The 25,841-nt window shown below is 39.3% G+C and carries 21 protein-coding genes and 2 pseudogenes; 13 read left to right on the top strand and 10 right to left on the bottom strand.

Annotation, left to right across the window (positions count from 1 at the left end):
- The first annotated feature begins 13 nt into the window (after positions 1-13).
- The 4 genes and pseudogenes from H6G59_RS08730 (at position 14) to H6G59_RS08715 (ending at position 4,582) form a co-directional block, all read left to right on the top strand.
- On the top strand, positions 14-1,423 hold the full coding sequence (locus tag H6G59_RS08730; protein ID WP_190713461.1) for a nicotinate phosphoribosyltransferase: 1,410 nt from the start codon (positions 14-16) through the stop codon (positions 1,421-1,423).
- Between the two features lies 1 nt (position 1,424).
- Positions 1,425-2,067, top strand: a pseudogene (locus tag H6G59_RS08725) (nicotinate-nucleotide adenylyltransferase).
- Entirely contained in the window at positions 1,992-2,738 is a 747-nt protein-coding gene (locus H6G59_RS08720; RefSeq protein WP_190713459.1) for an NUDIX hydrolase, read from the top strand. Before H6G59_RS08725 ends, H6G59_RS08720 begins: the two are co-directional and overlap by 76 nt.
- A gap of 173 nt (positions 2,739-2,911) precedes the next feature.
- Positions 2,912-4,582: an NAD+ synthase gene (locus H6G59_RS08715; RefSeq protein WP_190713457.1), complete on the top strand. Its 1,671-nt coding sequence runs from the start codon at positions 2,912-2,914 to the stop codon at positions 4,580-4,582.
- Between the two features lie 96 nt (positions 4,583-4,678).
- Here H6G59_RS08715 and H6G59_RS08710 read toward each other — a convergent pair whose 3' ends face one another.
- The gene (locus H6G59_RS08710) at positions 4,679-5,359 is read right to left on the bottom strand and encodes a tetratricopeptide repeat protein (protein ID WP_190713455.1); all 681 of its coding nucleotides are present in this window, start codon (positions 5,357-5,359) and stop codon (positions 4,679-4,681) included.
- A gap of 698 nt (positions 5,360-6,057) precedes the next feature.
- On the opposite strand from H6G59_RS08710, the gene H6G59_RS08705 reads away from it, so the two are divergent.
- The gene (locus H6G59_RS08705) at positions 6,058-6,384 is read left to right on the top strand and encodes a YbjQ family protein (RefSeq protein WP_190713453.1); all 327 of its coding nucleotides are present in this window, start codon (positions 6,058-6,060) and stop codon (positions 6,382-6,384) included.
- Positions 6,385-6,678: 294 nt separating this feature from the next.
- Entirely contained in the window at positions 6,679-7,314 is a 636-nt protein-coding gene (locus tag H6G59_RS08700) for a hypothetical protein (RefSeq protein WP_190713451.1), read from the top strand.
- Positions 7,315-7,393: 79 nt separating this feature from the next.
- Here the strand turns inward: H6G59_RS08700 and H6G59_RS08695 are convergent, their stop codons facing one another.
- The 3 genes from H6G59_RS08695 to sufR all read right to left on the bottom strand — a co-directional run bounded on the left by H6G59_RS08695 (position 7,394) and on the right by sufR (position 8,960).
- Entirely contained in the window at positions 7,394-7,849 is a 456-nt protein-coding gene (locus H6G59_RS08695) for a YbhB/YbcL family Raf kinase inhibitor-like protein (protein ID WP_190713449.1), read from the bottom strand.
- A gap of 146 nt (positions 7,850-7,995) precedes the next feature.
- A complete protein-coding gene (locus H6G59_RS08690; protein ID WP_190713448.1) occupies positions 7,996-8,256 on the bottom strand; it encodes a hypothetical protein in 261 nt (86 codons plus the stop codon).
- A gap of 20 nt (positions 8,257-8,276) precedes the next feature.
- A complete protein-coding gene (gene sufR, locus H6G59_RS08685; protein WP_190713446.1) occupies positions 8,277-8,960 on the bottom strand; it encodes an iron-sulfur cluster biosynthesis transcriptional regulator SufR in 684 nt (227 codons plus the stop codon).
- Positions 8,961-9,197: 237 nt separating this feature from the next.
- On the opposite strand from sufR, the gene sufB reads away from it, so the two are divergent.
- The 4 genes from sufB (at position 9,198) to H6G59_RS08665 (ending at position 14,128) form a co-directional block, all read left to right on the top strand.
- Positions 9,198-10,637, top strand: coding sequence for a Fe-S cluster assembly protein SufB (sufB, locus tag H6G59_RS08680; RefSeq protein ID WP_190713444.1), 1,440 nt, complete (start codon positions 9,198-9,200; stop codon positions 10,635-10,637).
- A 41-nt stretch (positions 10,638-10,678) separates the two neighbouring features.
- Positions 10,679-11,464 carry a Fe-S cluster assembly ATPase SufC gene (gene sufC / locus H6G59_RS08675; RefSeq protein WP_190713442.1) on the top strand — a complete coding sequence of 262 codons (786 nt, stop codon included), beginning with the start codon at positions 10,679-10,681 and terminating at the stop codon, positions 11,462-11,464.
- Positions 11,464-12,786: a Fe-S cluster assembly protein SufD gene (gene sufD, locus H6G59_RS08670; protein ID WP_190713440.1), complete on the top strand. Its 1,323-nt coding sequence runs from the start codon at positions 11,464-11,466 to the stop codon at positions 12,784-12,786. Before sufC ends, sufD begins: the two co-directional genes overlap by 1 nt.
- Positions 12,787-12,862: 76 nt before the next feature.
- Positions 12,863-14,128, top strand: a complete 1,266-nt coding sequence (locus tag H6G59_RS08665) for a cysteine desulfurase (RefSeq protein ID WP_190713438.1) — start codon at positions 12,863-12,865, stop codon at positions 14,126-14,128.
- A gap of 390 nt (positions 14,129-14,518) precedes the next feature.
- Here H6G59_RS08665 and H6G59_RS08660 read toward each other — a convergent pair whose 3' ends face one another.
- The gene (locus H6G59_RS08660) at positions 14,519-15,874 is read right to left on the bottom strand and encodes a cysteine desulfurase-like protein (protein WP_190713436.1); all 1,356 of its coding nucleotides are present in this window, start codon (positions 15,872-15,874) and stop codon (positions 14,519-14,521) included.
- A 108-nt stretch (positions 15,875-15,982) separates the two neighbouring features.
- Positions 15,983-16,867 (bottom strand): ATP adenylyltransferase family protein, encoded by an 885-nt coding sequence (locus H6G59_RS08655; RefSeq protein ID WP_190713434.1) that lies wholly within the window; start codon positions 16,865-16,867, stop codon positions 15,983-15,985.
- Between the two features lie 102 nt (positions 16,868-16,969).
- Here H6G59_RS08655 and H6G59_RS08650 point away from each other — a divergent pair.
- The 3 genes and pseudogenes from H6G59_RS08650 to H6G59_RS08640 all read left to right on the top strand — a co-directional run.
- Positions 16,970-17,488: pseudogene (locus H6G59_RS08650) on the top strand (sensor histidine kinase); the annotation flags it as partial.
- 203 nt (positions 17,489-17,691) lie between these two features.
- On the top strand, positions 17,692-18,048 hold the full coding sequence (locus H6G59_RS08645) for a Rieske (2Fe-2S) protein (RefSeq protein WP_190713432.1): 357 nt from the start codon (positions 17,692-17,694) through the stop codon (positions 18,046-18,048).
- A gap of 207 nt (positions 18,049-18,255) precedes the next feature.
- Positions 18,256-18,606: a hypothetical protein gene (locus tag H6G59_RS08640; protein ID WP_190713430.1), complete on the top strand. Its 351-nt coding sequence runs from the start codon at positions 18,256-18,258 to the stop codon at positions 18,604-18,606.
- Between the two features lie 306 nt (positions 18,607-18,912).
- Here the strand turns inward: H6G59_RS08640 and H6G59_RS08635 are convergent, their stop codons facing one another.
- The 4 genes from H6G59_RS08635 to H6G59_RS08620 form a co-directional block, all read right to left on the bottom strand.
- Entirely contained in the window at positions 18,913-19,413 is a 501-nt protein-coding gene (locus tag H6G59_RS08635) for an FHA domain-containing protein (protein WP_190713427.1), read from the bottom strand.
- Positions 19,414-19,928: 515 nt separating this feature from the next.
- On the bottom strand, positions 19,929-22,334 hold the full coding sequence (locus H6G59_RS08630; protein WP_190713425.1) for a heavy metal translocating P-type ATPase: 2,406 nt from the start codon (positions 22,332-22,334) through the stop codon (positions 19,929-19,931).
- Between the two features lie 417 nt (positions 22,335-22,751).
- The gene (locus H6G59_RS08625) at positions 22,752-23,027 is read right to left on the bottom strand and encodes a TM2 domain-containing protein (RefSeq protein WP_190713423.1); all 276 of its coding nucleotides are present in this window, start codon (positions 23,025-23,027) and stop codon (positions 22,752-22,754) included.
- Between the two features lie 1,080 nt (positions 23,028-24,107).
- The gene (locus tag H6G59_RS08620) at positions 24,108-25,667 is read right to left on the bottom strand and encodes a CPBP family intramembrane glutamic endopeptidase (protein WP_190713422.1); all 1,560 of its coding nucleotides are present in this window, start codon (positions 25,665-25,667) and stop codon (positions 24,108-24,110) included.
- Between the last annotated feature and the right edge of the window lie 174 nt (positions 25,668-25,841).

Raw genomic sequence — 25,841 nt, 5'->3', positions numbered from 1 at the left:
AGGACGCTCTCTCATGACAACCTTTCCCAACGTGGACTATGTACAGAAAAGCTACTATCATCCAGAACTAAATCTCAGTGTAGAGGATTACAGCTTACTGACTGACCTTTACCAGCTAACAATGGCAGCTTGTTACACAGGTGAAGGTATAGAACAAAAACGAGCCAGCTTTGAATTGTTTGTCAGGCGCTTACCTGAAGGTTTTGGCTATTTAATTGCTATGGGGTTGGCGCAAGCTTTGGTATATTTGGCTAAATTCCGCTTTAATTCCGCGCAAATTGCGGCTTTGCAAGCTACGGGAATTTTTACTCATACACCTGAGCGTTTTTGGTCATTATTAACAGAGGGCGCTTTTACTGGAGATGTGTGGGCAGTACCAGAAGGAACAGCAATATTTGCTAATGAACCATTATTACGAGTAGAAGCACCACTTTGGCAAGCACAGTTAGTAGAAACGTATTTATTAAATACTCTCAATTATCAAACTTTGATTGCTACTAGGGCAGCAAGATTGCGTGATATTGCTGGAGAAAAAGCAACACTTTTAGAATTTGGTACAAGAAGAGCTTTTAGTCCCCAAGCTTCTTTATGGGCAGCGAGGGCAGCTTTAGCAGGGGGGTTAGATTCCACCTCCAATGTGTTAGCAGCGCTACAGCTAGGTGAAAAACCAAGTGGTACGATGGCACACGCTTTAGTTATGGCTTTGTCAGCTTTAGAAGGGAGTGAAGAACAGGCTTTTACTGCATTTCATCAATATTTTCCTGGTGCGCCTTTGTTAATTGATACATATGATACGGTTGCGGCGGCTCAAAGATTAGCGGAAAAGGTTAAATCTGGGGAAATGACATTAAGCGGGGTGAGGTTAGATTCTGGGGATTTAGTAACTTTATCAAAAAAAGTGCGATCGCTCTTACCAAATGTGTCAATCTTCGCTAGTGGTGACTTAGATGAATGGGAAATTGCCAAACTAAAAGCCAAAGGGGCGGAAATTGATAGTTATGGAATAGGAACCAAACTAGTTACAGGTACACCAGTGAATGGAGTTTATAAACTTGTAGATATTGATGGTATTCCAGTGATGAAAGAGTCTAGTGGTAAATTTACTTATCCAGGGAAAAAGCAAATTTTTCGCTCATTTACAGGAAGTAAGTTACAAGCTGATAGATTGGGATTAGTTGCTGAAAGTTCAGTTACAGAACAACCTGTATTAAAGTTAGTAATGAAAGAAGGTAAACAATTACAACCAGATGAAAGTTTAGCCATAATTCGTCAACGGACGGCGGCTTCTGTAGCAAGTTTACCAGAAGAAACACGAAGATTAGAAAATTCTATTTCTGTGAAAGTGGAGATTTCTGATGCTTTGCAGAAGTTAGCGGAAGAGACGAAAAAACAAACAGCAAATAAAGTAAATGGCGCAAAATAAAATGAAGAGAATTGCTTTATTTGGTACAAGTGCAGATCCACCAACTGCTGGACATCAGAAAATTCTCAAATGGTTGTCTGAGGGTTATGATTGGGTGGCAGTTTGGGCTGCGGATAATCCTTTTAAGTCTCAACAAACACCTTTACCTCATCGGGCAGCAATGTTACAACTCCTAATTACAGATATAGATGCCCCAAAACAAAATATTACTTTAGAACAAGATTTAAGTAGTTGGAGAACACTGGAAACTTTAGAAAAAGCTAAAGTATATTGGGGTGATGATGCCGAATATACTTTGGTAATTGGTTCAGATTTATTGCATCAATTACCACGCTGGTATAATGTCAAAGATTTGTTAAAACAAGTGCAGCTATTGGTGATTCCCCGACCAGGTTATGTAATAGATTATCCTAGTTTAGAAGGAGTCAAACAGCTAGGAGGAAAAATTGCGATCGCTAGTTTAACCGGTTTAGATGTCTCCTCCACGGCTTTTCGTGAACAAAAAGATCCCGAAACCCTGACACCCCATGTCGTTGCTTATATCCATCAACAGCATTTGTACGTTTAAATGCCAGAACGCCACCATAAAAAGATTTTCAATCCGACAAATCAACAACCTTTGGCTGATTTCAAAGTTGGTGTAGATAATGTAATTTTTTCTGTAGATACTGCCCAAAATCGGCTATTAGTGCTGTTAGTAATGCGACAGCAAGAACCATTTTTAAATTCTTGGAGTCTTCCTGGTACTTTGGTGCGTCAAGGAGAATCTTTAGAAGATGCAGCTTATCGCATTATGGCAGAAAAAATTAAAGTCCATAATCTCTATCTAGAACAACTTTATACTTTTGGTGGACCAAATCGTGACCCCAGGGAAAATATTCATAGTTATGGTGTGCGTTATTTATCAGTTAGTTACTTTGCTTTAGTCCGATTTGAAGAAGCAGAATTAATCGCTGATAAAGTTGCTGGTATTGCTTGGTATCCTGTCAAGCAACTACCTAAATTAGCATTTGACCATAATGAAATTATTACTTATGGACACAGACGACTAAAAAACAAATTAGAATATAGTCCTGTAGCTTTTGATGTATTACCAGAAACATTTACTTTGAATGATTTATATCAGTTATACACAACTGTTTTAGGGGAACATTTCTCTGATTATTCTAATTTTAGAGCGCGTTTACTCAAGTTGGGTTTTTTATGCGATACCGGCATTAAAGTATCACGAGGTGCTGGTCGTCCCGCTAGTTTGTATAAATTTAATGCTGCGGCTTTTGCACCTTTTAAGGATAAGCCTTTGGTGTTTATTTAATTTAGATTGGGGGAAAGTTAAGATACTCTCTTTTTACTATAAAAATACGGATTAAATGAACCACGAAGGTGCGAAGCGTTCACGTAGTGTCCCGTAGGGATAGGAAGAAGGAAAGATGAAGGAAGAAAGAAAGGGAGTAATAATTTTTAATAATTTAATTACACATTACTAATATGAAAATCGCTATCGCTCAACTTAATCCTATCATTGGTGACTTACTCGGTAACTCCCAAAAAATTCTGGAATCGGCGCAAAAAGCAGCATCAGAAAATGTCCGTTTATTATTAACACCAGAACTTTCTTTATGTGGTTATCCACCTAGGGATTTATTACTAAATCCTAGTTTTATAGAGGCAATGGATATCACATTACAACAATTAGCTCAGGATTTACCTGCTAATTTAGCTGTGTTAGTAGGAACTGTTGTTAAAAATACAGAGGCACATATTACAGGAGGGAAAAATTTATTTAATAGCATTGCTTTATTAGAAGCAGGGAAAGTTAAACAATATTTTCACAAACGACTTTTACCGACTTATGATGTATTTGATGAAAACCGTTATTTTCAACCTGGGTTACAAGCTAATTATTTCACTTTAGATAATATAAATATTGGCGTAACTATTTGCGAAGATTTGTGGAATAATGAGGATTTTTGGGGTAAACGTAGTTATGCAGTTAATCCCATTGCTGATTTATCAAATTTAGGTGTAGATTTAATTGTAAATTTATCAGCATCACCCTACACTGTAGGTAAGCAAAAGTTACGAGAAGCGATGCTGCAACATAGTGCAGTAAATTTTAAACACCCAGTAATTTATACTAATCAAGTTGGTGGAAATGATGATTTAATTTTTGACGGGCGCAGTTTTGCTTTAAATTGTCAAGGTGAAATTATCTGTCGCGCTAGGGGTTTTGAATCTGATTTATTAGTTGTTGAATTTAATGGAACAAAACGCGATTTACAGTTAGGTTCGATTTCATCTGTTTATGAATCTGAAGATGAGGAAATTTGGCAGGCTTTAGTTCTGGGTGTGAAAGACTATATCCAGAAATGTCATTTTTCTAAAGTAGTTTTGGGTTTAAGTGGCGGGGTTGATTCGGCATTAGTAGCGGCAATTGCCACTGCGGCAGTGGGTAAGGAAAATGTCTTTGGTGTTTTGATGCCTTCTCCTTATAGTTCCCAACATTCTCTTAGTGATGCTTTGGCTTTAGGAGAGAATTTGGGAATTAAAACTCATATTCTACCGATTGGCGAATTAATGCAGGGGTTTGATCACACGTTGGCTGATTTATTTGCAGGAACTGAGTTTGGTATTGCTGAAGAAAACATTCAATCTCGAATTCGTGGTAATTTATTAATGGCGATCGCTAATAAATTTGGTCATCTCCTCTTATCTACTGGTAATAAGTCAGAAATGGCTGTTGGTTACTGCACCCTTTACGGTGATATGAATGGCGGTTTAGCAGTGATTGCAGATGTCCCTAAAACTCGTGTGTATTCTCTTTGTCATTGGTTAAATTCTCATAACCAGACAGAAATTATTCCCCAAAATATTCTCACCAAAGCACCCAGTGCAGAACTTAAACCAGGTCAAGTTGACCAAGATTCCTTACCAGCTTATGAAATCTTGGATGATATCTTAGAACGTCTGATTCATAACCACCAATCAGCAGCACAGATAGTTGCAGCCGGTCATGACTCAGTAATTGTCAATCGAGTATTGCAAATGGTAGCGCGGGCTGAATTTAAGCGGCGACAAGCACCTCCCGGACTGAAAATCACTGACCGCGCCTTTGGTACTGGTTGGCGAATGCCTATTGCTAGAGTAGTTAGTAGTTAGTAGTCATTTGTCATTTGTCAGTAGCAAGAAGTAAGTTTTTTTCTTCTTTCCCTATACCCCATACCCTAAAACTCCTACACACCAAAGCTTAATTAATTAACCGCCTATTTCTCGCAGTATTGCTTCTACCCTGTCTACTCCATCTGGATCATTACTACGTCGATATAAATCGCGGGCTTTTTGTAGGACGCTGCTGGCTTGTTGTGTTTGTCGTCGCTGTTTGAACATTGAACCCATCAACTCATAAGTGCGAGGATTGTTCCTATTCAAATTAAGTGCTTGTTCATAAGCCCACTTAGCTGATTCATAGTCTCCTAGAGAGGCTTGAGTTACACCCAAACCTAAATAGGCATTAAGATTGCCACGATTTAGCTGAATAGCACGACGATAAGCTTCTTTTGCTCCAGCGGTGTCTCCTAAGTTACCTTTGATATAACCGACAGCGTAGTAAAAATCACTATTATTGGAGTCAATAGCGATCGCTCGTCGATAAGCAGCTAACGCCAATTGAAAATTCCCTTGTTGGGCATATAAGTAGCCAATTCCAGAATGTATCTTGGCATTTCTGGGGTCTATATTCGCAGCTTGCTGATAAAGTGCGATCGCACCATTATAATCCCCTGTATCTACTAGCCTCCTCCCTTCTTCTAACAGTTCCTTTAACTGTGGGTTTCGGGCTTGTGCCACTAGTACCTCAGCTTGCGCTATCAAGGGACTAGTAGTCATGAAACATCCTAATAATAGAAAAGTTACTAAAAATGATGTTGGTTTGAACACAGTAAATTTCCTTAAAGTTTCGTAAAGTTTTTGTTTGGTACATTAAAACAAAAATATTTAATTTTGGAAAGTGTCTTTATTCACATTTTGAAAATATTAATAATTTAGGAAATCTATCCATTAGCATTTCCTAGTACAGCGTGGCCAAAGTAACTACCCACTCATATTCAACTCAAAAGCTTGTGTAATCTAGTTTTTGAATTGAAAAAATCAGCCTGGAGTCATCACTAGTAACGCTTTCTCGGAATTAAAAATTAACAATTAAAAATTAAAAAAGTAGATTAAACAGGCTTTTTCAGTATTTTTAATGGTTGCTTAACTTACGCCGTGTTGTACTAGTTTGAATTTTGAATTCACTGCGTTACTAATGGGCTGATATACTAATTTATCTGCGTCCATCTGCGTTTATCCTCTTTTATCTGCGGTTAAATCTTTTTTACAGTACCTCACGAATGCGGGAATCGCTATAACAATTGCAGTTAAAGTTGTGGTAGTGTCAAAAAATTAGGATCACCATAACATCCAAAAAGTTCCACCAATTCTGGCAATCTGCATCAGGAAAATGCAAAATTAGAATATATGGTCTATTGCAGGGAACTCTTAACAGGCAAAAAGCTGAAAAGTCTTGTGTAATATAGATTATATAATTAGTTTATAACCTAACCGACCTAGCAACTCCCTATTTTGGAAGTGAATTTATGCTTTTAAGTACCACTGACGTAATTCAAGGCGCAGTAATTAATTCATATTTGGGTATTGTGACAGCACAAGTTGTCTATGGTAGCAATTTCCTGCGGGATTTTTTAGCCGGCATTCGTGATATCGTCGGTGGACGTACTGGCAGCTATGAGCGCCTATTTGAACAAGGACAGCGAAAAGCATTAGAAGAACTAGAACAAAGAGCGCAACGTTTAGGAGCAGATGCTGTTATTGGCATTGAAATTGATACAGGAACTATAAATGTTGACCAATCTGGGGTTTTATTACTAATTACTGCCACAGGTACAGCTGTAAAGATTCGTTAAAAATTTCCTGATTTTTTAATTAAGTAAAAGCTGGGATATTTGAATATTTTCTTACCTAAAATGCAGTTTTAAAGATATAAATTTTGATATTTTTCATATCAAATGCCTGCAAGGTTTAGTTATACTATCAAACTTAAATAAGTTAACTTAAAAGTGATTATTCTTACTAACGACAGAGTGATCAAGTCTTTCTATTGATAGATATAAAACCTGACAAAAAGTAATTTACTTTTAAACATAAAGCATAAATATACCTGAAAGAATTTCCTGAACTAGCAAGGGACAAAATACACTATGTCATACGTAAATCGGGTAAATGATGATATGATACCAACCGAGACCACGATTGCGAGTCGAGTAGGTGAATATCATGATCGTGTTCGCTGGGGTCCGATAATTTCTGGTGTCTTGGTTGGTTTAGCTACACAATTGATTTTGAGTGCATTGTTTGGCGCTCTAGGAGCAGGTAGAATAGCTGACTCATTAGCACCTAGATCGATTACACCAGGTGTTGCCAGTAATGTAGGGCTTTGGTCAACTATTGCTTTATTGATTTCCTTATTTGTTGGTGGTTGGGTAACAACCCGTGGTTGTGGACCCATGAGTCGCAACACAGCACTCCTGAACGGTGCTATTCTTTGGGCAACAACATTGGCTCTTAGCTCATGGCTATTAGCAACGGGGGTAACCGGTGCTTTCGGTGTTGTTGCTGCTAATGCCGGAGACGTGATAAATCAAGCACAGCAGTCGGGTTCTCCTATACCGCAAAATATACCTCAGTTAACTGCTGCACAAGCTCGTGAAATTGCTGCTGCAACTTCTAGAACCTTGTGGTGGTACGTCCTTGGTTCTTTATTAGGTTTAGCTACTGCGCTCATAGGTGCCGTTGCTGGCGCTCGTACACCTCGGACTAATAATTACAATCATTAACGAATCCTTTGAAAAATTAAAAATGCTTAATTAATTGTTCAGCACCTGGAAAGGGTGCTTTTTACTTGATTATTTGATGTCAGGGTCGTTTATAACGTCCAATTAATTCTGATTTCGCCAAAACATGACCTGCAATGGCAGTTATGATTTGGGATTTACTAGCACCAGCAGCTAAACTCAACTTTTTATCTAAAGCATAAATTTGGAAAAAATAGCGATGGGTTCCGCTGGGTGGACAAGGACCACCATAACCAAAATTGCCAAAATCATTTGCTCCCTGTACACCACTACCAGCGATAGTTTGTCCCACAGGGATTTTTTCTGGTAGTTGGTTTACTGAGGGGGAAATATCATAAATTACCCAATGCACAAATGTTTGTTCAGGTGCATCTGGGTCATCAACAATTAATGCTAGACTTTGTGTTTCTGGTGGAACTTCATCCCAGTTAAGAGGTGGGGACACATTTGCACCATCACAGGTATATTGAGCAGGAATTAAGCCATTATTTGTAAAAGCGCTACTTGCTAATTTCATGGTTTTCGCCTCCTGTTTCGATTGACTGCGATTACCAGCAAAACTACAACTAATTACAACTAATTAGAGATAGTCCTACTAATCCCAATGTAGCGAAGTATGGACTAATAAAAACTCGCCTTCTAGTCATAGTTTATTGATTATTTCTACCACTTTAGGTATGCAGTTTCAACCCCTTCTTCTCTTCTAATCTTGGCATCTTTTTCAAACCAGGCAATGACTTCTTGTGTGGTTAAATCTTCAATTTTTACCTGATTCTCTTGAGCAATATGTTGTAAAATTCTTAAAGAAGAAATAGTCAGTCTAGTTAAAAACTTTTCAGGAGAAGATAACAAAGCCGCATCAACTTGGGCTGATTCTTCCAGAGATAAAAATTGAGTTGATGATTGATTAGGTGCGATATCCATAAAAATTACTTTGCTACTTTTCAACTTTGCGGGAGACTTTCTTGAACCAAATAACCACAGCGATGTTCACCATGAATCAGCGAATGGGTACGCTCTACAGTACAATCTGGTAAAATAGCCGCAAACATTTCTAATTCATGACCACATACGCTAGGAAAAGATTCAGCAACATCAGAAATGGCACAGGTATGTTCCACAAAAATGAATCTTTCTGCACCACTAGCATCTGATTCAACAGCGTGAAACTCCGCCATAAAACCTTCAGCCTTTCGCAATTCTATCAAAGTTGCCACTCGTTCCTGCAAAGAACCATTACCCACCCGTTTCCGATATTCTTGAGCTTTGCGTTCCCACTGTTTCCGTAAAATAGATTTTACTTGCTCACGTCCCACAGTTTCCGCTAAAGTGTCCAGGAGAGAAACAGCAAACTCGCCATAACCGTCACTTAAGCGGTTAGCGCTTTTCTGCAAGTGTAATCTTCCCCCACGACTCAATTGATAAACGTGCTGCGGCCTGCCCATACTCGGTTGTTCTGATACCGAATAAAGAACTAGCTCCTCCGTCTCTAAATCCTTTAAATGACGGCGAATAGCTTGGGGACTGACTTCTAATACTTCCGCCAGTTCAAGAGCCGTTGCTTGTGAGTGTTTCAATAGATATTGTAGTATATCTTGCTTAGTTGAGGTCTGCTGGGTAGTCGCCATCTTCTCTACTAGACGCTTCGCAAACGTCCCAAAATAAAAAACTTTTTTTCTGAAAATTTGACTTAAACAACATTGTTGTTGTTAATCTATCGTACAATGAAATTAGATTAAACAACCGCCGAGTTGTTTTAGTCATTAAACCTATTCTAGCAGTCCTGTTAGCAATCGGTAACACAAAACGGGAATCAGCTTCATGGAACCCGTCGCCTGTCCTTTAAAGAGAACACAAGAGAACCGATGAGCGCATCTGTCAAAACCTTAGTCAACCAACCTTACAAGTACGGCTTTGTTACCGATATTGAAGCCGATATTATCCCCCGTGGGCTAAATGAGGATGTTATTCGCCTGATTTCCAGCAAAAAGAATGAGCCGGAATTCATGTTGGAGTATCGCCTCCGCGCCTACCACCAATGGCTGAAAATGACAGAACCAACTTGGTCTCATGTCCAATATCCGCCTATTAATTATCAGGATATTATTTATTATTCTGCACCGAAACAAAAAAAAGCAAAACTCAACAGTTTAGATGAAGTTGATCCCACTTTATTGGAAACCTTCGCAAAATTGGGTATTCCTTTAAATGAACAAAAGCGATTAACTAACGTTGCTGTTGATGCGATTTTTGATAGTGTTTCTGTCGCCACTACATATAAAGAGAAACTTGCCAAAGATGGCGTAATTTTCTGTTCTTTTTCGGAAGCCCTGCAAGAACATCCAGATCTTATTAAAAAATATTTGGGTAGCGTTGTTCCTATTGCTGATAATTATTTTGCTGCTTTAAATGCGGCTGTGTTTAGCGATGGTTCTTTCGTTTATATTCCCAAAGGCTTAAAATGTCCAATGGAATTGTCTACATATTTTCGCATTAATTCCGGTGATACAGGACAATTTGAACGGACTTTAATTGTCGCCGACGAAGGAAGTTATGTTTCCTATTTAGAAGGTTGTACAGCCCCCATGTACGACAGCAACCAGCTACACGCGGCGGTTGTAGAATTGGTAGCATTAGATAATGCAGAAATTAAATATTCTACTGTGCAGAACTGGTACGCTGGGGATGCAAATGGTAAAGGTGGAATTTACAACTTTGTAACTAAGCGGGGTTTGTGTCAAGGTGTAAATTCTAAGATTTCTTGGACTCAAGTAGAAACGGGTTCTGCTATTACTTGGAAGTATCCTAGTTGTGTGTTAGTTGGTGATAATTCTGTGGGTGAATTTTACTCAGTTGCATTAACAAATAATATGCAGCAAGCAGATACTGGAAGTAAGATGATTCACGTTGGTAAAAACACCCGCAGCACAATTATTTCTAAAGGAATTTCTGCTGGTAAATCAAGCAATAGTTATCGGGGTTTGGTGAAGATTAATCCTACTGCAAAAGGTGCGAGAAATTATTCTCAATGTGACTCGATGTTAATTGGTGATAATGCTCAAGCTAATACTTTTCCTTATATTCAAGTTCAGAATAATACTGGGAAGGTTGAGCATGAAGCTTCTACTTCTAAAATTGGTGAGGATCAATTATTCTTTTTTGCTCAACGTGGTATTTCTTCGGAAGATGCTATTTCGATGATGATTAGCGGTTTCTGTAAGGATGTTTTTAATCAGCTTCCTATGGAGTTTGCTGTTGAGGCTGATAAGTTGTTGAGTTTGAAGTTGGAAGGTAGTGTGGGTTAAGAAGTCTCACGCAGAGGCACAGAGAAATAGAGGAAGAAAAGATGATTATTGAGAATAGTGATTTGATTTTGTCGGTTAAGAATTTGACTGCTGATGTTGATGGTACTCCAATTTTGAAGGGTTTGAATTTGGATGTTCGCGCTGGGGAAGTTCACGCGATTATGGGACCTAATGGTTCTGGTAAGAGTACGTTTTCTAAGGTTTTGGCGGGACATCCAGCTTATACTGTTACTGGTGGTGAGGTGGTTTTTCAAGGACAAAATCTTTTGGAAATGGAAGCAGCAGACAGGGCTAGAAGTGGTGTATTTTTAGCTTTTCAATATCCTTTGGAAATTCCCGGTGTGAGTAATTTGGATTTTCTGCGGGTGGCTTATAATTCTCGTCGCAAAGCTCAAGGTTTGGAAGAGGTTGACGCTTTCGATTTTGATGATTTGGTTGAGGAAAAGTTGGAGATTGTGAAGATGAATTCTTCTTTTCTTAACCGCAGTGTGAATGAGGGTTTTTCTGGTGGGGAAAAGAAGCGGAATGAAATTCTGCAAATGGCGATTTTAGAACCAAAGTTGGCGATTTTAGATGAAACTGATTCTGGTTTGGATATTGACGCTCTGAAAATTGTCGCTAATGGAGTTAATCAGTTAACAAGTCCCGAAAATGCCACAATTATGATTACTCACTATCAGCGTCTTCTTGATTATATTGTTCCTGATTTTGTTCATGTTATGGCACAGGGACAAATTATTAGAAGTGGTGGTAAGGAGTTGGCGTTAGAGTTAGAATCTCGCGGTTATGATTGGGTTCTAGAAGAAGCTTTGGGAGTGGGTGTGTAATGTCTATTCCAGTTTCTCTTACTTCTATTCCTGAGTCTCTATTAGATAGAGATGCTTTTTTGAGTGATTTATTAAGTCGGGTAACTACCAAAAAATCAGATGGTTGGTTACAACAACTTCGTGACAGTGCTGCTAATTGGGTTCGTCATTCTGTTATCCCCAATACCCGCGAAGAAGAATGGCGGTTTACTGATTTATCACCTCTGAAACAGGTAACATTCAATAATGTAGAGACAATTCATGAATTGTCTCTACAAGATGATTTTGTTTTACCTGAAGTTTCTCAGCGGTTAGTATTTGTAAATGGTGTTTACTCACCTAATTTATCTAATACTGAAAATTTACCTTCTGGTTTAAAATTTGGTAATTTGGATGTTTTACCTGGTGAGGTTGTTCGGGAATATTTAGCTCAAGCTGAGGGAGCAAAGGAAGTTTTTACTGCTCTTAATACTGCGGCTTTAAATGATGTCGCGGTGGTATGGGTTAGTAAAAATGTGGTGGTTGAAAATCCCATTCATTTACTATTTATTTCTGTTGCTGGTGAAACTGCGACTATTTCCCAACCGCGCGTTTTAGTAGTAGCTGAAAGTAATTCCCAAGCAACTCTAATTGAAGAGTATGTTTCATGTTCACAAAATGATGGAGTTTACTTTACTAATAGCGTTACGGAAATCTGGGTAAATGAAAATGCCCAGGTGAGTCACAATAGAATTGTCCGGGAAGGTGAAGCAGCTTTTCATATTGGCAAAACTGCGGTAACTCAGGCGCGGTATAGTCGTTATCATTGTAATGCGGTGACAGTTGGTGGAAAAATATCACGTCACAATTTGGAGATTTTACAAACTGGTGAGCAAACGGAAACGACGCTAAATGGTTTAACTGTGATTGCTGATAATCAATTGGCTGATACTCACAGTGCTTTATCTTTAAATTATCCTCATGGTGTGAGCAAACAGTTACATAAGTGCATTATAGGCGATCGCGCTCATGGTGTCTTCAATGGTAAGGTTTTTGTCCCCAAACCCGCACAGTTAACGGACGCAGCACAGCTAAACCGCAATTTGCTGTTATCATCTAAATCGAGAATTGACACCAAACCTCAATTAGAAATTACTGCTGATAACGTCAAATGCGCTCACGGTGCTACTGTCAGTCAGTTGGAAGATGATCAAATATTCTACCTGCAAAGTCGCGGTATTGATGAAAATAATGCCCGCAAGTTATTAGTTAATGCTTTCGCGACGGAAATTATTAACTTCATACCTGTTCCTTCTTTGCGTGAGAGTTTGTTGAAAACCGTCACAAGCCTCACGAATAAATAATTTAAATTTGGAAACCCCGTCGGTTAAAAGGGCGGGGAAACCCCGCCCCTACACACACCTGAACTCTTTATTAAAAATGGTCATCACTTCTACCAAATCTCTCGCTGATAAAGTTCGCTCTGACTTCCCAATTTTACATCAGGAAGTTCACGGTAAACCCCTGGTTTATCTCGATAATGCGGCTACTTCTCAAAAGCCTTTAGCTGTATTAAATGCTTGGCGTGATTATTATGAACAATACAATTCTAATGTCCACCGTGGGGCACATTTCTTGAGTGCAAAAGCGACTGATGCTTATGAAGCCGCACGCGATAAAGTAGCAAAATTCATTAATGCAAAATCACGTCAAGAAATTGTTTACACCCGCAACGCTAGTGAAGCTATTAACTTAGTCGCTTACAGTTGGGGAATGAACAATTTACAGCCAGGAGATGAAATTATTCTCTCGGTCATGGAACACCATAGTAATATAGTTCCTTGGCAATTTGTCGCTCAAAAAACTGGCGCGGTCTTGAAGTTTGTCGAATTGACTCCTGAAGAAACTTTTGATTTAGAACAGTTTAAAACACTGATTTCTGAAAAAACAAAGTTGGTGTCTATTGTTCATGTTTCTAACACTTTGGGTTGTATAAACCCAGTTAAAGAAATAGCTGAAATTGCTCACAGACACGGTGCTAAATTCTTACTTGATGCTTGTCAAAGTGTCCCCCATATGCCTATTGATGTCCAAGAACTTGACTGTGATTGGTTGGTAGCTTCTGGACATAAAATGTGCGCTCCCACTGGCATTGGCTTTTTGTATGGTAAGTTGGAATTACTAGAAGCAATGCCGCCATTTTTCGGTGGTGGTGAAATGATTGCAGAGGTATTTTTAGACCATTCTACCTATGCGGAATTACCTCATAAATTTGAAGCGGGTACTCCGGCTATTGGGGAAGCGATCGCACTTGGTGCAGCGATAGATTATCTTACTAATATCGGTATGGATAAAATCCATGCTTATGAAGCCGAATTAACTGCTTATTTATTTGAGCAATTAGGGCAAATACCCCAAATTAGAATCTACGGGCCGAAACCTAATGCTCAAGGGGAAGGGAGAGCCGCATTAGCAGCTTTTACAGTCCCTGAAGTTCATGCTAATGATTTAGCAACATTGTTAGATCAAGAAGGTGTAGCTATTCGTTCTGGACATCATTGTACTCAACCATTACACCGTTATTTAAGTTTAGCGGGAACTGCACGGGCAAGTTTATCTTTTTACAATACCCGCGAAGAAATTGATGTTTTCATCAAGGCTTTGAAGGAGACTTTGGACTTTTTTGCTAGTGTGTTTGCTGAGTAAATAGCGGGTGGGTAATTCCCACCTTTTTTAACTTATAATTATTTTGTAAACGTAAAAATAAAAAAATCAGTAATCTCAGATGCCTATAGTAAACTGTAGGAGCATCTACTAATTTGATGGGGAATAAAAACCACAGAAAATCAATTCGCTCATTGAATCAACGCATTGATGAACATCAGGAAAAGATTAAACTAGAGTATGAAAAAGATTATCCCAATCAAGGTTTAATTAGGGAACACCAAAAAATAAATTACCCAAAAATAGTAGGGTGGATTAGGTAGTCCGTAACCCACCATAAATTTAGGGGATAGTAATGGTGGGTTAGTTAGCGATTAACCCACCATGTGATTTTTCACAGTTTGATATTGTTTTTAAGCATTTCTTGAGAATTTAAATCTCAACTAACACCGACAAAAGTTGTTCAATTTCTTCCACACTATTATAGTGTGCTAATCCAATTCGCAGTAAACCACCAGTTGTTTCCACACCTAACTTTTCTGTGAGTTCAATAGCATAGAAATTACCGTGCCAAGTGAAGATTCCTTTCTCTGCTAAAATCTTAGCTATATCTGCCGGTGTTTTTCCCTCAATGCGAATAGAAACAGTTGGTGTCCTCCAGATAAATTCACAAGGTTCAGTAATACCATAAACCCTTAAATCAGGAATTTCTAACAATCCAGAAATGAGCTTTTTACTTAATTGTCTTTCATATTGCTGAATGGCGGACATTGCAGCTAACAAAGCCGCACGACGACTGTGATAAGCTGATGCTAACTCAGAGTTAGGTTGTCCAGGTTCAGTGAGAAAGCGAGGACAATGAAATGTAGTTAACCCTTCTCTATCAGCTTCGATTAAAGACGAAAGCAACTCATTATCTAAAGTTGGAGAAACATGACAACCTAATTTTGCTAAATAATTAATTGTTGCTACTAATCCCGCCAAACCTTCATGATTTAAAGTTCCTGTTTCCCAACGAGATGGAACTTCATCAGATGCAGGTTTTACTTTATAAGGAGAAAACCGCGCTAAATGTTCTCTTTTTCCGTAGAGAATACCGACATGAGGAGAGAAAAATTTATAAGCAGAACAAGCAAGAAAATCACAGTTTAAATGATGAACATTAATTGGTGCATGAGGTGCATAATGGACAGCATCCACAAAAACTAAAGCACCAACAGCATGAGCTAAATTGACAATTTTAGCAATATCATTAATAGTCCCCACTGCATTGGAAGCATAACTTACCGCTACTAACTTTGTGCGCGAATTAATTTTCTGTTGCAAATCATTCATGTCGAGAGTGCAGTCTTCAACATTCATATCCACAACACGGATAATCACACCCTTTTCTTCTAAAGCATACCAAGGAGAAATATTAGCTGCGTGATCAAGACAAGTCACAATAATTTCGTCACCTGCTTGTAATTCTCTACCAATAGCGCGACTAACAGCAAAAGTGAGAGTAGTCATATTTGCGCCAAATACGACTTCATCATTATCGCATCCTAAAAAATCAGCGATCGCAGCCCGTGCAGAATTAATCACCGCATCCGTCCGCACACTGGTAGCAAAATAACCGTGAGCATTAGCATTAGAACGTACTAGATAATCACTCATCGCATCCAGCACCGCACCAGGTATTTGAGTTCCACCGGGACCATCAAAGAAAATCGCTGGGTATCCATTGATAGTTTGTGTTAATGCTGGAAATTGTGCGCGAATCCATTTTAAATCAAGAGATTCCATAAATTTTCTTATTTTTTAATAACTACAGAGAGCAAAAATAAATTATATCTCCATCTCAAAAACAACCTCCTCCGTGTCCCTCTGCGCTTAACTCTGCGTTCCTCTGCGTTAAAACTCCACTACAGCCACATTCCTCAAAATATTCATTGGCCCTATATCTTTAAGCAGTTGCAATTGTTCAGCATTCCGCACCAACAAAGCACCAGCAAACCCCAAAGAATTCACAGAAATTGACTCAAATTCCTCCTGAGATCGCGGTACAATTAACATCCATTCTTGCGTAGCCAAAAGATTATATGCAATAGATTGTATATTATTAATCGGTTCAATACCCACCGCCCGCAGTAAATCGTGATATTTAGCTAAAGTTACCTCAGCACCTGCTTGGATATCTAGAGATGTGAACGCGTGTAAAAAAGGAAGTCCAGGTATAGTTGCAGCAATAGAATCTTGAAATTTAGCGGCTGTTAAAAGCGGTGTAATGGGAATATCTTTCCCCGAAAAAGGGACAATTTGCAAATGTTTATGTCGCTGACTAGCACCAGCAAGTTGGCCACTATTATAAAACACTAAACCATCGAAATCAGCAAGAATTGCCCACATCGCGGCAAAATCTTCTAAAGTTAGTAAGCTTTCCTGTTCTTCAAAAGCACGGGTGATAATCAGCAAGTGATAATCAACGACATTGAATTTATTTAAAATGCAAACGTGAGTATCAGAAATATCCGCCACAAATAAATCTTCTTCGTAAGGTAAGAAAGGATTAAACTCTTTACCAGTTGCGGTGGTTTGTTTTTCTTGTTTTTCCTTAGCTGCTTTTTTAAGGTTGAGGTTAGATAAAATTCTGACTAAAAATTTAATTCCATCTTGTTCAATAAATTCAAACTCTGTGGGAATGGATTTTAGCGCCCCGCATTTTAAAGCTTGTTCTGTGGTTTGTTTGACTTTTGTCCATAATGTGCCTGGTTCGAGTAATATTTTTGCCTGTTTCATCAGTTTTTATATATTCTGAATTTTACATATGTGAATTTTTAATAATTGCCATCAAAATTAAGCCTACATTCCTGGTCTTTAGAATTATATCAAGTTCGGTGAATTAAAGAAATTGTTCTATCTCTGCGAACCTTTTCTCACTTGGATGAAGCCGAAATGAAAGCAGTAAATATCCATGAGGGTCTAGATAGTACTCTGATGATTTTGCAAAATCGTTTCCAAGCTACATCTAACCGTCCTGCTATTGAACTCATCAAAGAGTATGGTAATTTACCTTTAGTCGAGTGCTACGCTGGACAACTCAACCAGGTATTTATGAATATTCTGGTAAATGCGATTGATGCTTTGGAAGAGTCTATTCTCAGTCAAGAATTTGCATTAAGCAAACCACAGATTCGCATTTATACTGAAATGGGGGAAGATAAAAAAGTAATTATTCGCATAGCTGATAATGGAATTGGCATTCCCGCAAATATCTACAAGCGAGTCTTTGACCCTTTTTTCACTACTAAACCTGTAGGTAAAGGTACAGGCTTAGGTTTATCTATTAGTTATCAAATTATCACTGAGAAACATCTGGGAAAATTAGAGTGTATTTCCTCTCCTGGACGCTGTTTCTAATTCTGACTCCTGACTCCTGACTCCTGACTCCTGACTCCTGACTCCTGACTCCTGACTCCTGACTCCTGACTCCTGACTCCTGACGAAAAGACTTTTATGCCTAACGGCACGCTACGCGAACAGCAAGCCCTAATTATTAATTTAATCACACCGCGCACAATTGCGGGAAACTGAGAACAGGTTTGTAAATAAAGGAGAACTGTATGGCCTGGATTAAGGTTCTATCAGCTAATGCACTGGGTTCCGGTGCCAGAGAAGTTGTGAAAGTGGGTAAGCGGAATATCTTGCTGTTAAACCACGAAAATCAGATTTATGCTGTAGAGAATAGCTGCCCTCACTTAAAATTACCGATGAAATCCGGGAAAATCAAAGACGGGGCGATTGTCTGCTCTTTCCATCGTAGCGCTTTTGACCTGAGTAGCGGTGAAGTAAAAACTTGGTGTCCCTGGCCACCTGGAGTGGGTAAGTTACTTTCTATGGTTTCTGAAGCTAAAACCTTACCTGTATTTCCTCTGCGTGTGGAAGAAGGCAATATTTTGGTTGATGTCCCAGAGGAATAATAGCTAATATCCTGTTCTGTTAAACAGAAGAAGCACGGGGGAAAGGGGGAATTGCCCCCATATCCCCATTTTCCCCTATCTCTTCTTGAACTGTAGAGCGATCGCTTGCCAAAAAAATCGGCTTCAGGTAATAAATTTATAACAACTTGTCTTTTATTTACTTCAGTATTATAGGATGGACGGAGTGTTGTAAGGCGTGGGGCTATTATGGCTCGCTATACCTGTTCATTTATTGTTTCTGTTCCCATTGAGCATCTCCAAGCATTACTTATAGAACTGCTACAAGATTGTGACTTGGATGTTCAATACTACACAGCCGACTACATTATGGCTCGTGAAATTCCTGGTAATGTATCTTTTTCTAAGTTAGTTAGCGTTGAAGTCCTGATTGATAAATCTACTGCTACGGAAGCGGAAACCCGATTAAGTATTGTGATGAAAAATGAGGAACTGCCACTCCAATTGAATAATCATTGCCGACAAATGTTTGATTTTGTCAAGCAGGCAATTGAACATAGCCGACATTGGCATCTAATTGAAAGTCTTGCCGGATCATAACCTAAGTTGCTAGTATCGCCAGTTACTAGCAACTTGAGTTCTTGACCTGTCATATCAATTCACTTGATTAAAGCTACAAATGAATCTCCGCGTCACTCGATTTTGGATTTACGATTTTGGATTTTGGATTGACTCAACCTTAAAGTGTAGAGCTTGAAAATTTTGGATTTGGCATTTATGATTTTGCCGTCCTGAAAGACGGGGAACCTGTACCAAATTTTTTTTAATCTAAAATCTAAAATCTAAAATCTAAAATTCCTGGTCAGAGCCTCTGTCCATTTGTATCAATCTGCCAGTGAAACAGTATTAGTCCTCCATATCCTCTGTTGTTCCAGGGTTTATTAATGTAATATCATACTCACAAGCATCCGTTTGTCCTGAAAGCCGAGTATTCTTTAACACATAATAAATTGCGCGTACTTGAGGTCCAAAGACAATTTCGTCTTCATTTTTAAGGTTATGGGTTGGTAGTTTGCGTCCGTTAATCACTAAACCGTTGGCACTGGGCTTACCTTTGGAATCACCATCTATAATCCGGTAATAATAGCCATTATTCTGATTCTTGCGTGGGAATCGGACTAAGGTGGCATGGTGACGAGAGACAAACTGCGATATCAACCGAATACTGCAATTACGGTCTCTACCGATAGAATAGACGGAGTTTTCCAGAGGGAATTCTTTACGTCCTTGATCATCTTCTATAATCAGTAGATGGTTTTCATTAAGTTCTGCTGCCATTGACAGATGGTTACTAAAATTTGTTGAACTTGGATACACAAGCATTGAATGAGTATCTTTTTCTACCATACTTTTAGAGAAAATTATCTCATATTAAATCTAATCAACATTGAAATTACACATGGCGTGAGAAGAGAATAGTATATTGCTTTTGCCCATATGAGTATATTGTCTCTGGGAGGAGTTTAGATAGCTTTTGTTAACTGATGTCCGTTGACAGATACAGTATGGACATAGACTGATGCCTTCTACATACCCCTTGGGAAAAGCAAGCTACACCTAGAGTCTGGCAGAGAAAGCAGCCATCATAAAACCCAGACACTTTTTATACTTTTAAGCTTGTTAATAGTCATCTATTCCCTGTCATAACACCTGAATTGAGCGGTATGAGCCAAGATAGATTTTACTTAGATTTTGCCTACCAGTGATCAGTAGATCAACTGAATTAAACGTCAGACCTTTCTGGTAAACCTCTCCTCTGGTAAGGTAGCGGCTTTGACCAAATAATTACTAATTCGTAATTCGTAATAATGCCGACCGCAGGCATTATTATCAATTACGAATTATGTTGACCTAATTTAATTTTAAGGTAGATGTGCAAAGCGGCGTAATAAAACTGAGTTAGTGACAACACTAACCGAACTGAAAGCCATGAGCGCAGCTGCGCTGGATGGACTCAGAACAAATCCCAAGCTGGGTAAGAAAATACCTGCTGCTAATGGGATACCAATTGTATTATATGCAAAAGCCCAGAATAAATTTTGACGTATTTTGTTGAACGTTGCACGACTGAGTAAGATTGATTGTACAACATCGCTTAGACAGTCACGCATGAGTATGATTTCGGCTGTTTCCATAGCCACATCTGTGCCAGAGTTTAAAGCAATGCCGACATCTGCTTGAGATAAAGCGGGAGCATCATTGATGCCGTCTCCTACCATTGCCACAACGGATTGATGTTCCCCAGTTTGAAGAGTCTGTATTGCTGCGGCTTTCTTTGCTGGGAGGATACCTGCCATGACATCACTACTATCTAATCCTAGTTGCCCTGCGATCGCACTGGCTGCTTCTAATCTATCACCGCTGAGGAGGATGACCCGTAAACCCATTTGACGTAATTTGTCTACTGTTGCTTTTGCATCTGGTCTGAGGGTATCACTGACAGCAATTAATCCAGCTAAACTGCCATCCACTGCCACACCAATGACTGTTTTACTCGCTACTGCCCATTTTTGCCCTTGCTGTTGTGCGGTTTCACTAATAGCAATTCCGTGGCCATTCAACCAATCCCAATTACCTAAAAGTACTTTTTTGCCTTCGACTACAGCAGACACTCCTAGCCCTGGTTCCGTATGAAAATCTACAGCATGGGGAATTGATAACTCTTGCCGCTGTGCCGCTTGGTGAATTGCTCTAGCTAGGGGATGATAAGTGCCGCTTTCTACTGCCGCTGCTAGTTGGAGAAGAGACTGAGGTGAATTTTCCGCTCCATTTTCTGCAAATACCAAATAATCTGTCACAGTTGGATGACCTGTAGTCAGAGTTCCTGTTTTATCAAACACCACAGTATCTAGTTGGTGGACTCTTTCTAAAACGTCACCACCTTTAATTAACAAACCCCGTTCTGCACCCAAACCTGTACCAACCAGAATGGCTGTGGGGGTTGCTAGTCCTAAAGCACAGGGACAAGCAACTACCATCAAAGCGATCGCTAATTTTAAACTAATTAACAGTGAGGAGTAATGTGTGTTGGGGGCTGGGTGTTGTGCTGAGTGACTCATCATTTCCATCCCACTGGAAACGGTAACTTCTGGCCAAATGTGAGTACCGAAAAAATACCAAAATAGAAAAGTTACCAAAGAAGCTGTTAACACCCCATAGGTAAAATAACCAGAAACCGTATCTGCTAATTTTTGTACTGGCGCTTTCCGAGTTTGGGCAGCTTCTACCAAAGCCACAATTTGTGCCAAAGTAGTATCATTGCCTGTACGAGTAGCTTGAATAGCGATCGCACCCGACTGATTGAGAGTTCCCGCCGCGACTGCATCTCCTGGTTGCTTCATCACTGGTACAGATTCCCCAGTCAGCATCGATTCATCCACCGTAGTTTGTCCAAAGCGAACTTCACCATCAACGGGGATTTTATCTCCTGGTAACACCTGCAACCATTCACCAATCCGCACTTGTTCAGCAGGTATCTCGACAATATTTGCCCCTACTATTAATTTCTCTGCTTCTGGGTTAGCAATCAATCTGGCTATCTGCGGCTGGAGTGCTAGTAATTGCCTAAATGCCGCAGCAGCACGACCTCTAGCTTGTTGTTCTAATGTCCTGCCTAGGAGGATAAAGCCCAGCATCATCACCGGTTCGTCAAAAAAGCATTCCCAACCCATTTGGGGAAACAACAGCGCTACCAAACTAGCTGTGTAGGCTGTCAGAGTTCCCAAACTGACTAAGGTATTCATGTTGGGCGCACCCCGTCGCCAACCACGCCAGCCATCGATTAAAATTGGGCGGCCGGGAATTAGCAGGGATACAGTGGCTAGTCCACAGTGGAACCAGATGTTATTGAATATGGGGAAAACTGTACTACCAAAATGTCCAATTCCTGATAATAGCAGTAGCAGTCCTGCGATCGCTAACTGCCCTATGGCCCCTACCATTTCTTGGCGCTGTCTGATTGCGGGGTCTTGTCTAGCAGATGTCTCACCTGCTATTTTGCTATTAGCTGTACGGGTTTGCGTGGGGAATCCCGTTGCCGTCAATCCCTTTGCTAGTGCATCTGCATCTGCCACACCAGCCTCTGCCTCTACGACGGCTACTTCTGTCGCTAGGTTAACACAGACGCTTCTGATTCCTGGATGTTGCTTTAGCTGTTTTTCTACTGCTGTTACACACCCAGCACATTTCATGCCCCCAACATCTAAAATAATTTTTTCTGTCATTGGGGTAGATTCTGGGGCAAGCTTAGTTTCTGGGAGAAGTTGCATGGCAAGTTTTTAGATTCGCTATAAAAATTCTATCCCTGACAACAGGTGTCTCTACTTCGAGATTAGGCGAAATCTGTAACTATGACCAAATGTCAATAATATTTAAATTGTCAACTAACATCAACGACTCCAGCGCCTATAAGTTACATAGATGACAGTCCCTATCTGAATAGGCATCATGAAAATCAGGCTTTTGTAGAAATTGTTGATTTCTAAATTAGACATAGTGCTGAAATAAGCAATACCAATCAGCAATAAAATAATTAAGTTAACCTGCTTAGGTTTAAGGATTGGCATATCTTACCAATTTTAGATTTTAGATTTTAGATTAAGAATACTGTTGATGTCAATTTCCTAAATATACTGAAAATACATATAGGAATCAGGTTTGATTCCTATAGCTGTTTAATCAAAACTCTAAAACCAGCCTTGTCTATTCACAAAATAGGTATTAACAAATTCTTCATGGTTCTTGTTTAAATAAATCATGCCTTCAACTAAACCTACAAATTGCATAATCACCAATGTAAAACCAAAAGTGATAGAACCTCCAACTACAGAAATTACTAGCATGATAAAACCTTCCGGGGCATAACCAAGAATAAATTTATGCAGTCCAAATCCCCCAAAAATAATGCCACTGTAACCAGCTAAAAGTTGTTTGGTAGAGTGAGAAGGGTTAAGATTCGCCATATTTAAGTTATCATCCTTGATGTGTGTTGTATAAGTTTTAATTCCTACTTGTCTTAAGAATAAGAAAATATATGTAATGACTAAATATATTTTCATTTTCATAGGATAAGCAATTCTTAATATCAATAGCCAAAGCTAAGATGCCACATTTCCATCAATAACTTGGAAGTATGGGACTGATACCAATATTAGATTTTAGATTTGGGCGTGACAGTAGAGAATTTTTCACCCAAGATATCTATCAGTAATAGATATGATTGCTCAACTTGCACCTATGCTAATAGGCTGTTCAAGAGATATAAAATAATACTAACTATCCCAACGTGGTATAGCGATTAATCAGGAATCGTGAACACATATTGTATAGTGAATTTTGGGTGAAGACGCGCTTTGGTGATTTATCTGTGAGTGTTATCAGTTAATTACCTCGTCTAAACCTAACCTACAGTATGTTCACAACCTCAGTAAGAATTGCTATATGAGGAAATAGTCTCATAACACCTGAAAATATCACGGTTATCAATGAATTTTGGTCAATTTGCTTACAAATTTGAAGGCAGCAAGGGAAGCAGATTTATAGGCTTAACATTTCTCTTGAGGATAATTAACCCTAATCATCTCTAAAAACTACTACACCCTACTATTTTCTACAAGTCTACTGCTAGTAGATCCGGACTTTTTTGAGTTGGCTGTAAATATAAGGATACACTTTTATCGTGGTTTTGTCAGTGCATATGCACACAGATTTTTTTGTTTTTGAAACCCTTGGCAGTTAATGATCCCCATACACATAATTATAAAAAAGAGTCTTCAATCAATTCTATGTAAGGCTGTGCCAAGTAATAAATTATGTAGAAACATTATATATAACGCCTCTAAATGCAAAAATAAAGCGAACATATGTATATGAATGTTATTAAATGTAATACAGCAGATTTTGTACAAAATTGCAAAATCAGGTAAGTAGGTCAATAGGTCAAAATTGTTATAGGAATAAGATTTGATTTTGGAAATATACGTAGGGTGGGCATTGCCCACCAAATCCTTGCTACGGGGGCATTTTTGCATCTGCTAATAAGCTTAATTATTTCCACTACCCAAAAGAAATAAACTGAGTAATGTACCGCTATTCCAGAGGCTGTGGAGAAGCATAGGGGCGAGGAGATTGCGCGATCGCGTGTACACTATTCCTAAGACCATTCCCAAGGCAGTTAAAGGTAGAATTTCCGACAGACTCAGGTGAGCCGCAGCAAATAACAAACTACTGGCGACAATGGCTGCCCAAACTGGAATGTAACGAGTTAGAGAAGGTAACAAAAAGCCGCGAAATAGAAGTTCTTCAAACAGTGGTGCAGCTATACCAGCTGTAAAGAAAAATATTCCCAATGCTATGTTATCTCTACTTTCTAGTGCCAGTTGTAAGAGCGGATTACTACCGCCTTGTCCTTGCCATAATTTTTGATTAATTAAAGACACTATCACCACAATGGGTAAAGCGGTGCAATAGCCACCCAGTCCCCACAAAAACCAATTACCTTTCAACCTGAAGCGGAACCATTCTTCTGGGAGGGGGAAATAGCGTTTGATAGAGAAATACAGCACTGACAACGCACCGAAGGCAACTAGCAAGTAACTTACCAAAACGGAGAAAGCCTGAACTCGCGCATTACCTGTAGAACGGGGAATAGGAAGAAGAGTTAATAATTCGGGTATAAGTAATTGTCCCATTAAGAAAAATCCCAGGACAAAAACCTGTAAAATTGTTTCTACATCCCAAGGTGTTGACCAAGGCTTTTCACCATTTTCAGCCAATACGGATTCTCTTCCCTTCAGTAAACGCTGAATAACTAAAACTACCAACAGTACTACGCCAATTAACGCCGTTAAACTGGGGATAGTCGCAATTATTGCTAATTTCCAAATTGCGTCCGTAGCAGATGCTTGTTGAGCAGATTGAATGGCGATTAGAGCGTCTTGACGTTGCTGAATTTCATATAACTGAATCAGCGCAGTAGAGCGAAACCAACCTTCTAAATTTTTTTGAATCAGTTGTTGAGCATTTGGGAGTAAACGAGGGGGGTTACTCCAAATTCCGCTTAATGTGTCAGCAGTTTTGCCAAATTCTGGATTTATATCTGAGTTTTCCTGTACTTGACTCCAAGTACTGAGGGCGCTATCTATTTTACCCTGCTTTGCTTGTAAGATTCCTAGCCGCAAATCTAATTCATGCCGCAATTTTTGCAGCTGGTTGACAGACTTCTCTAACTGTTGCTTTTCTTGGGGAGAGGTATTGCTATCAAGAGCTTCATTTGGTAGGGGTTTAGGAGGTGTGACACGCAGTTTTACTAGTTTGTTTTCGACTTTATCCAAATTAATTTGGACAGATTCTTGCGCTTCTTGATATTGCTTGGTAGCACTTTCTAAAGGTTTATCCCCCAGTATGGCTTCCCGAATGGCTTGAAAATTCCCGTCGTTGCTATCTTCTGGTTGCCATGCTTGGGCTTGTAGCACAATATTGGTTTGATACAGTTCCAGACGACTTTGGAACTGAGGTTTTTGCCAACTAGCAAATAAAGACAACCCCGACAACATCATTGCTAACAGTGTCAGCCCAATTAACAGCAACCGCTTAAGTGTCATCTATCCCCCTTTGACTTACCTGTGGAGAGCGTGCGCCCCTTGGAAATTATAAGCTAGTCTGGGAGGTTGGGGAGAATTGGTTAAGATGTATCAATTACATCATCCCCAGTTTTGCTTACGTCGATGATTTTTTTTCACTTGTGAGAAATCCGGGATATACTTTAAATTTATCGA

The organism is Anabaena lutea FACHB-196 (assembly GCF_014698305.1).
Taxonomy (GTDB): domain Bacteria; phylum Cyanobacteriota; class Cyanobacteriia; order Cyanobacteriales; family Nostocaceae; genus Anabaena; species Anabaena lutea.
Note: the sequence above shows the minus strand (reverse complement) of the source record. Positions and strands in the feature narration are given on the sequence as shown.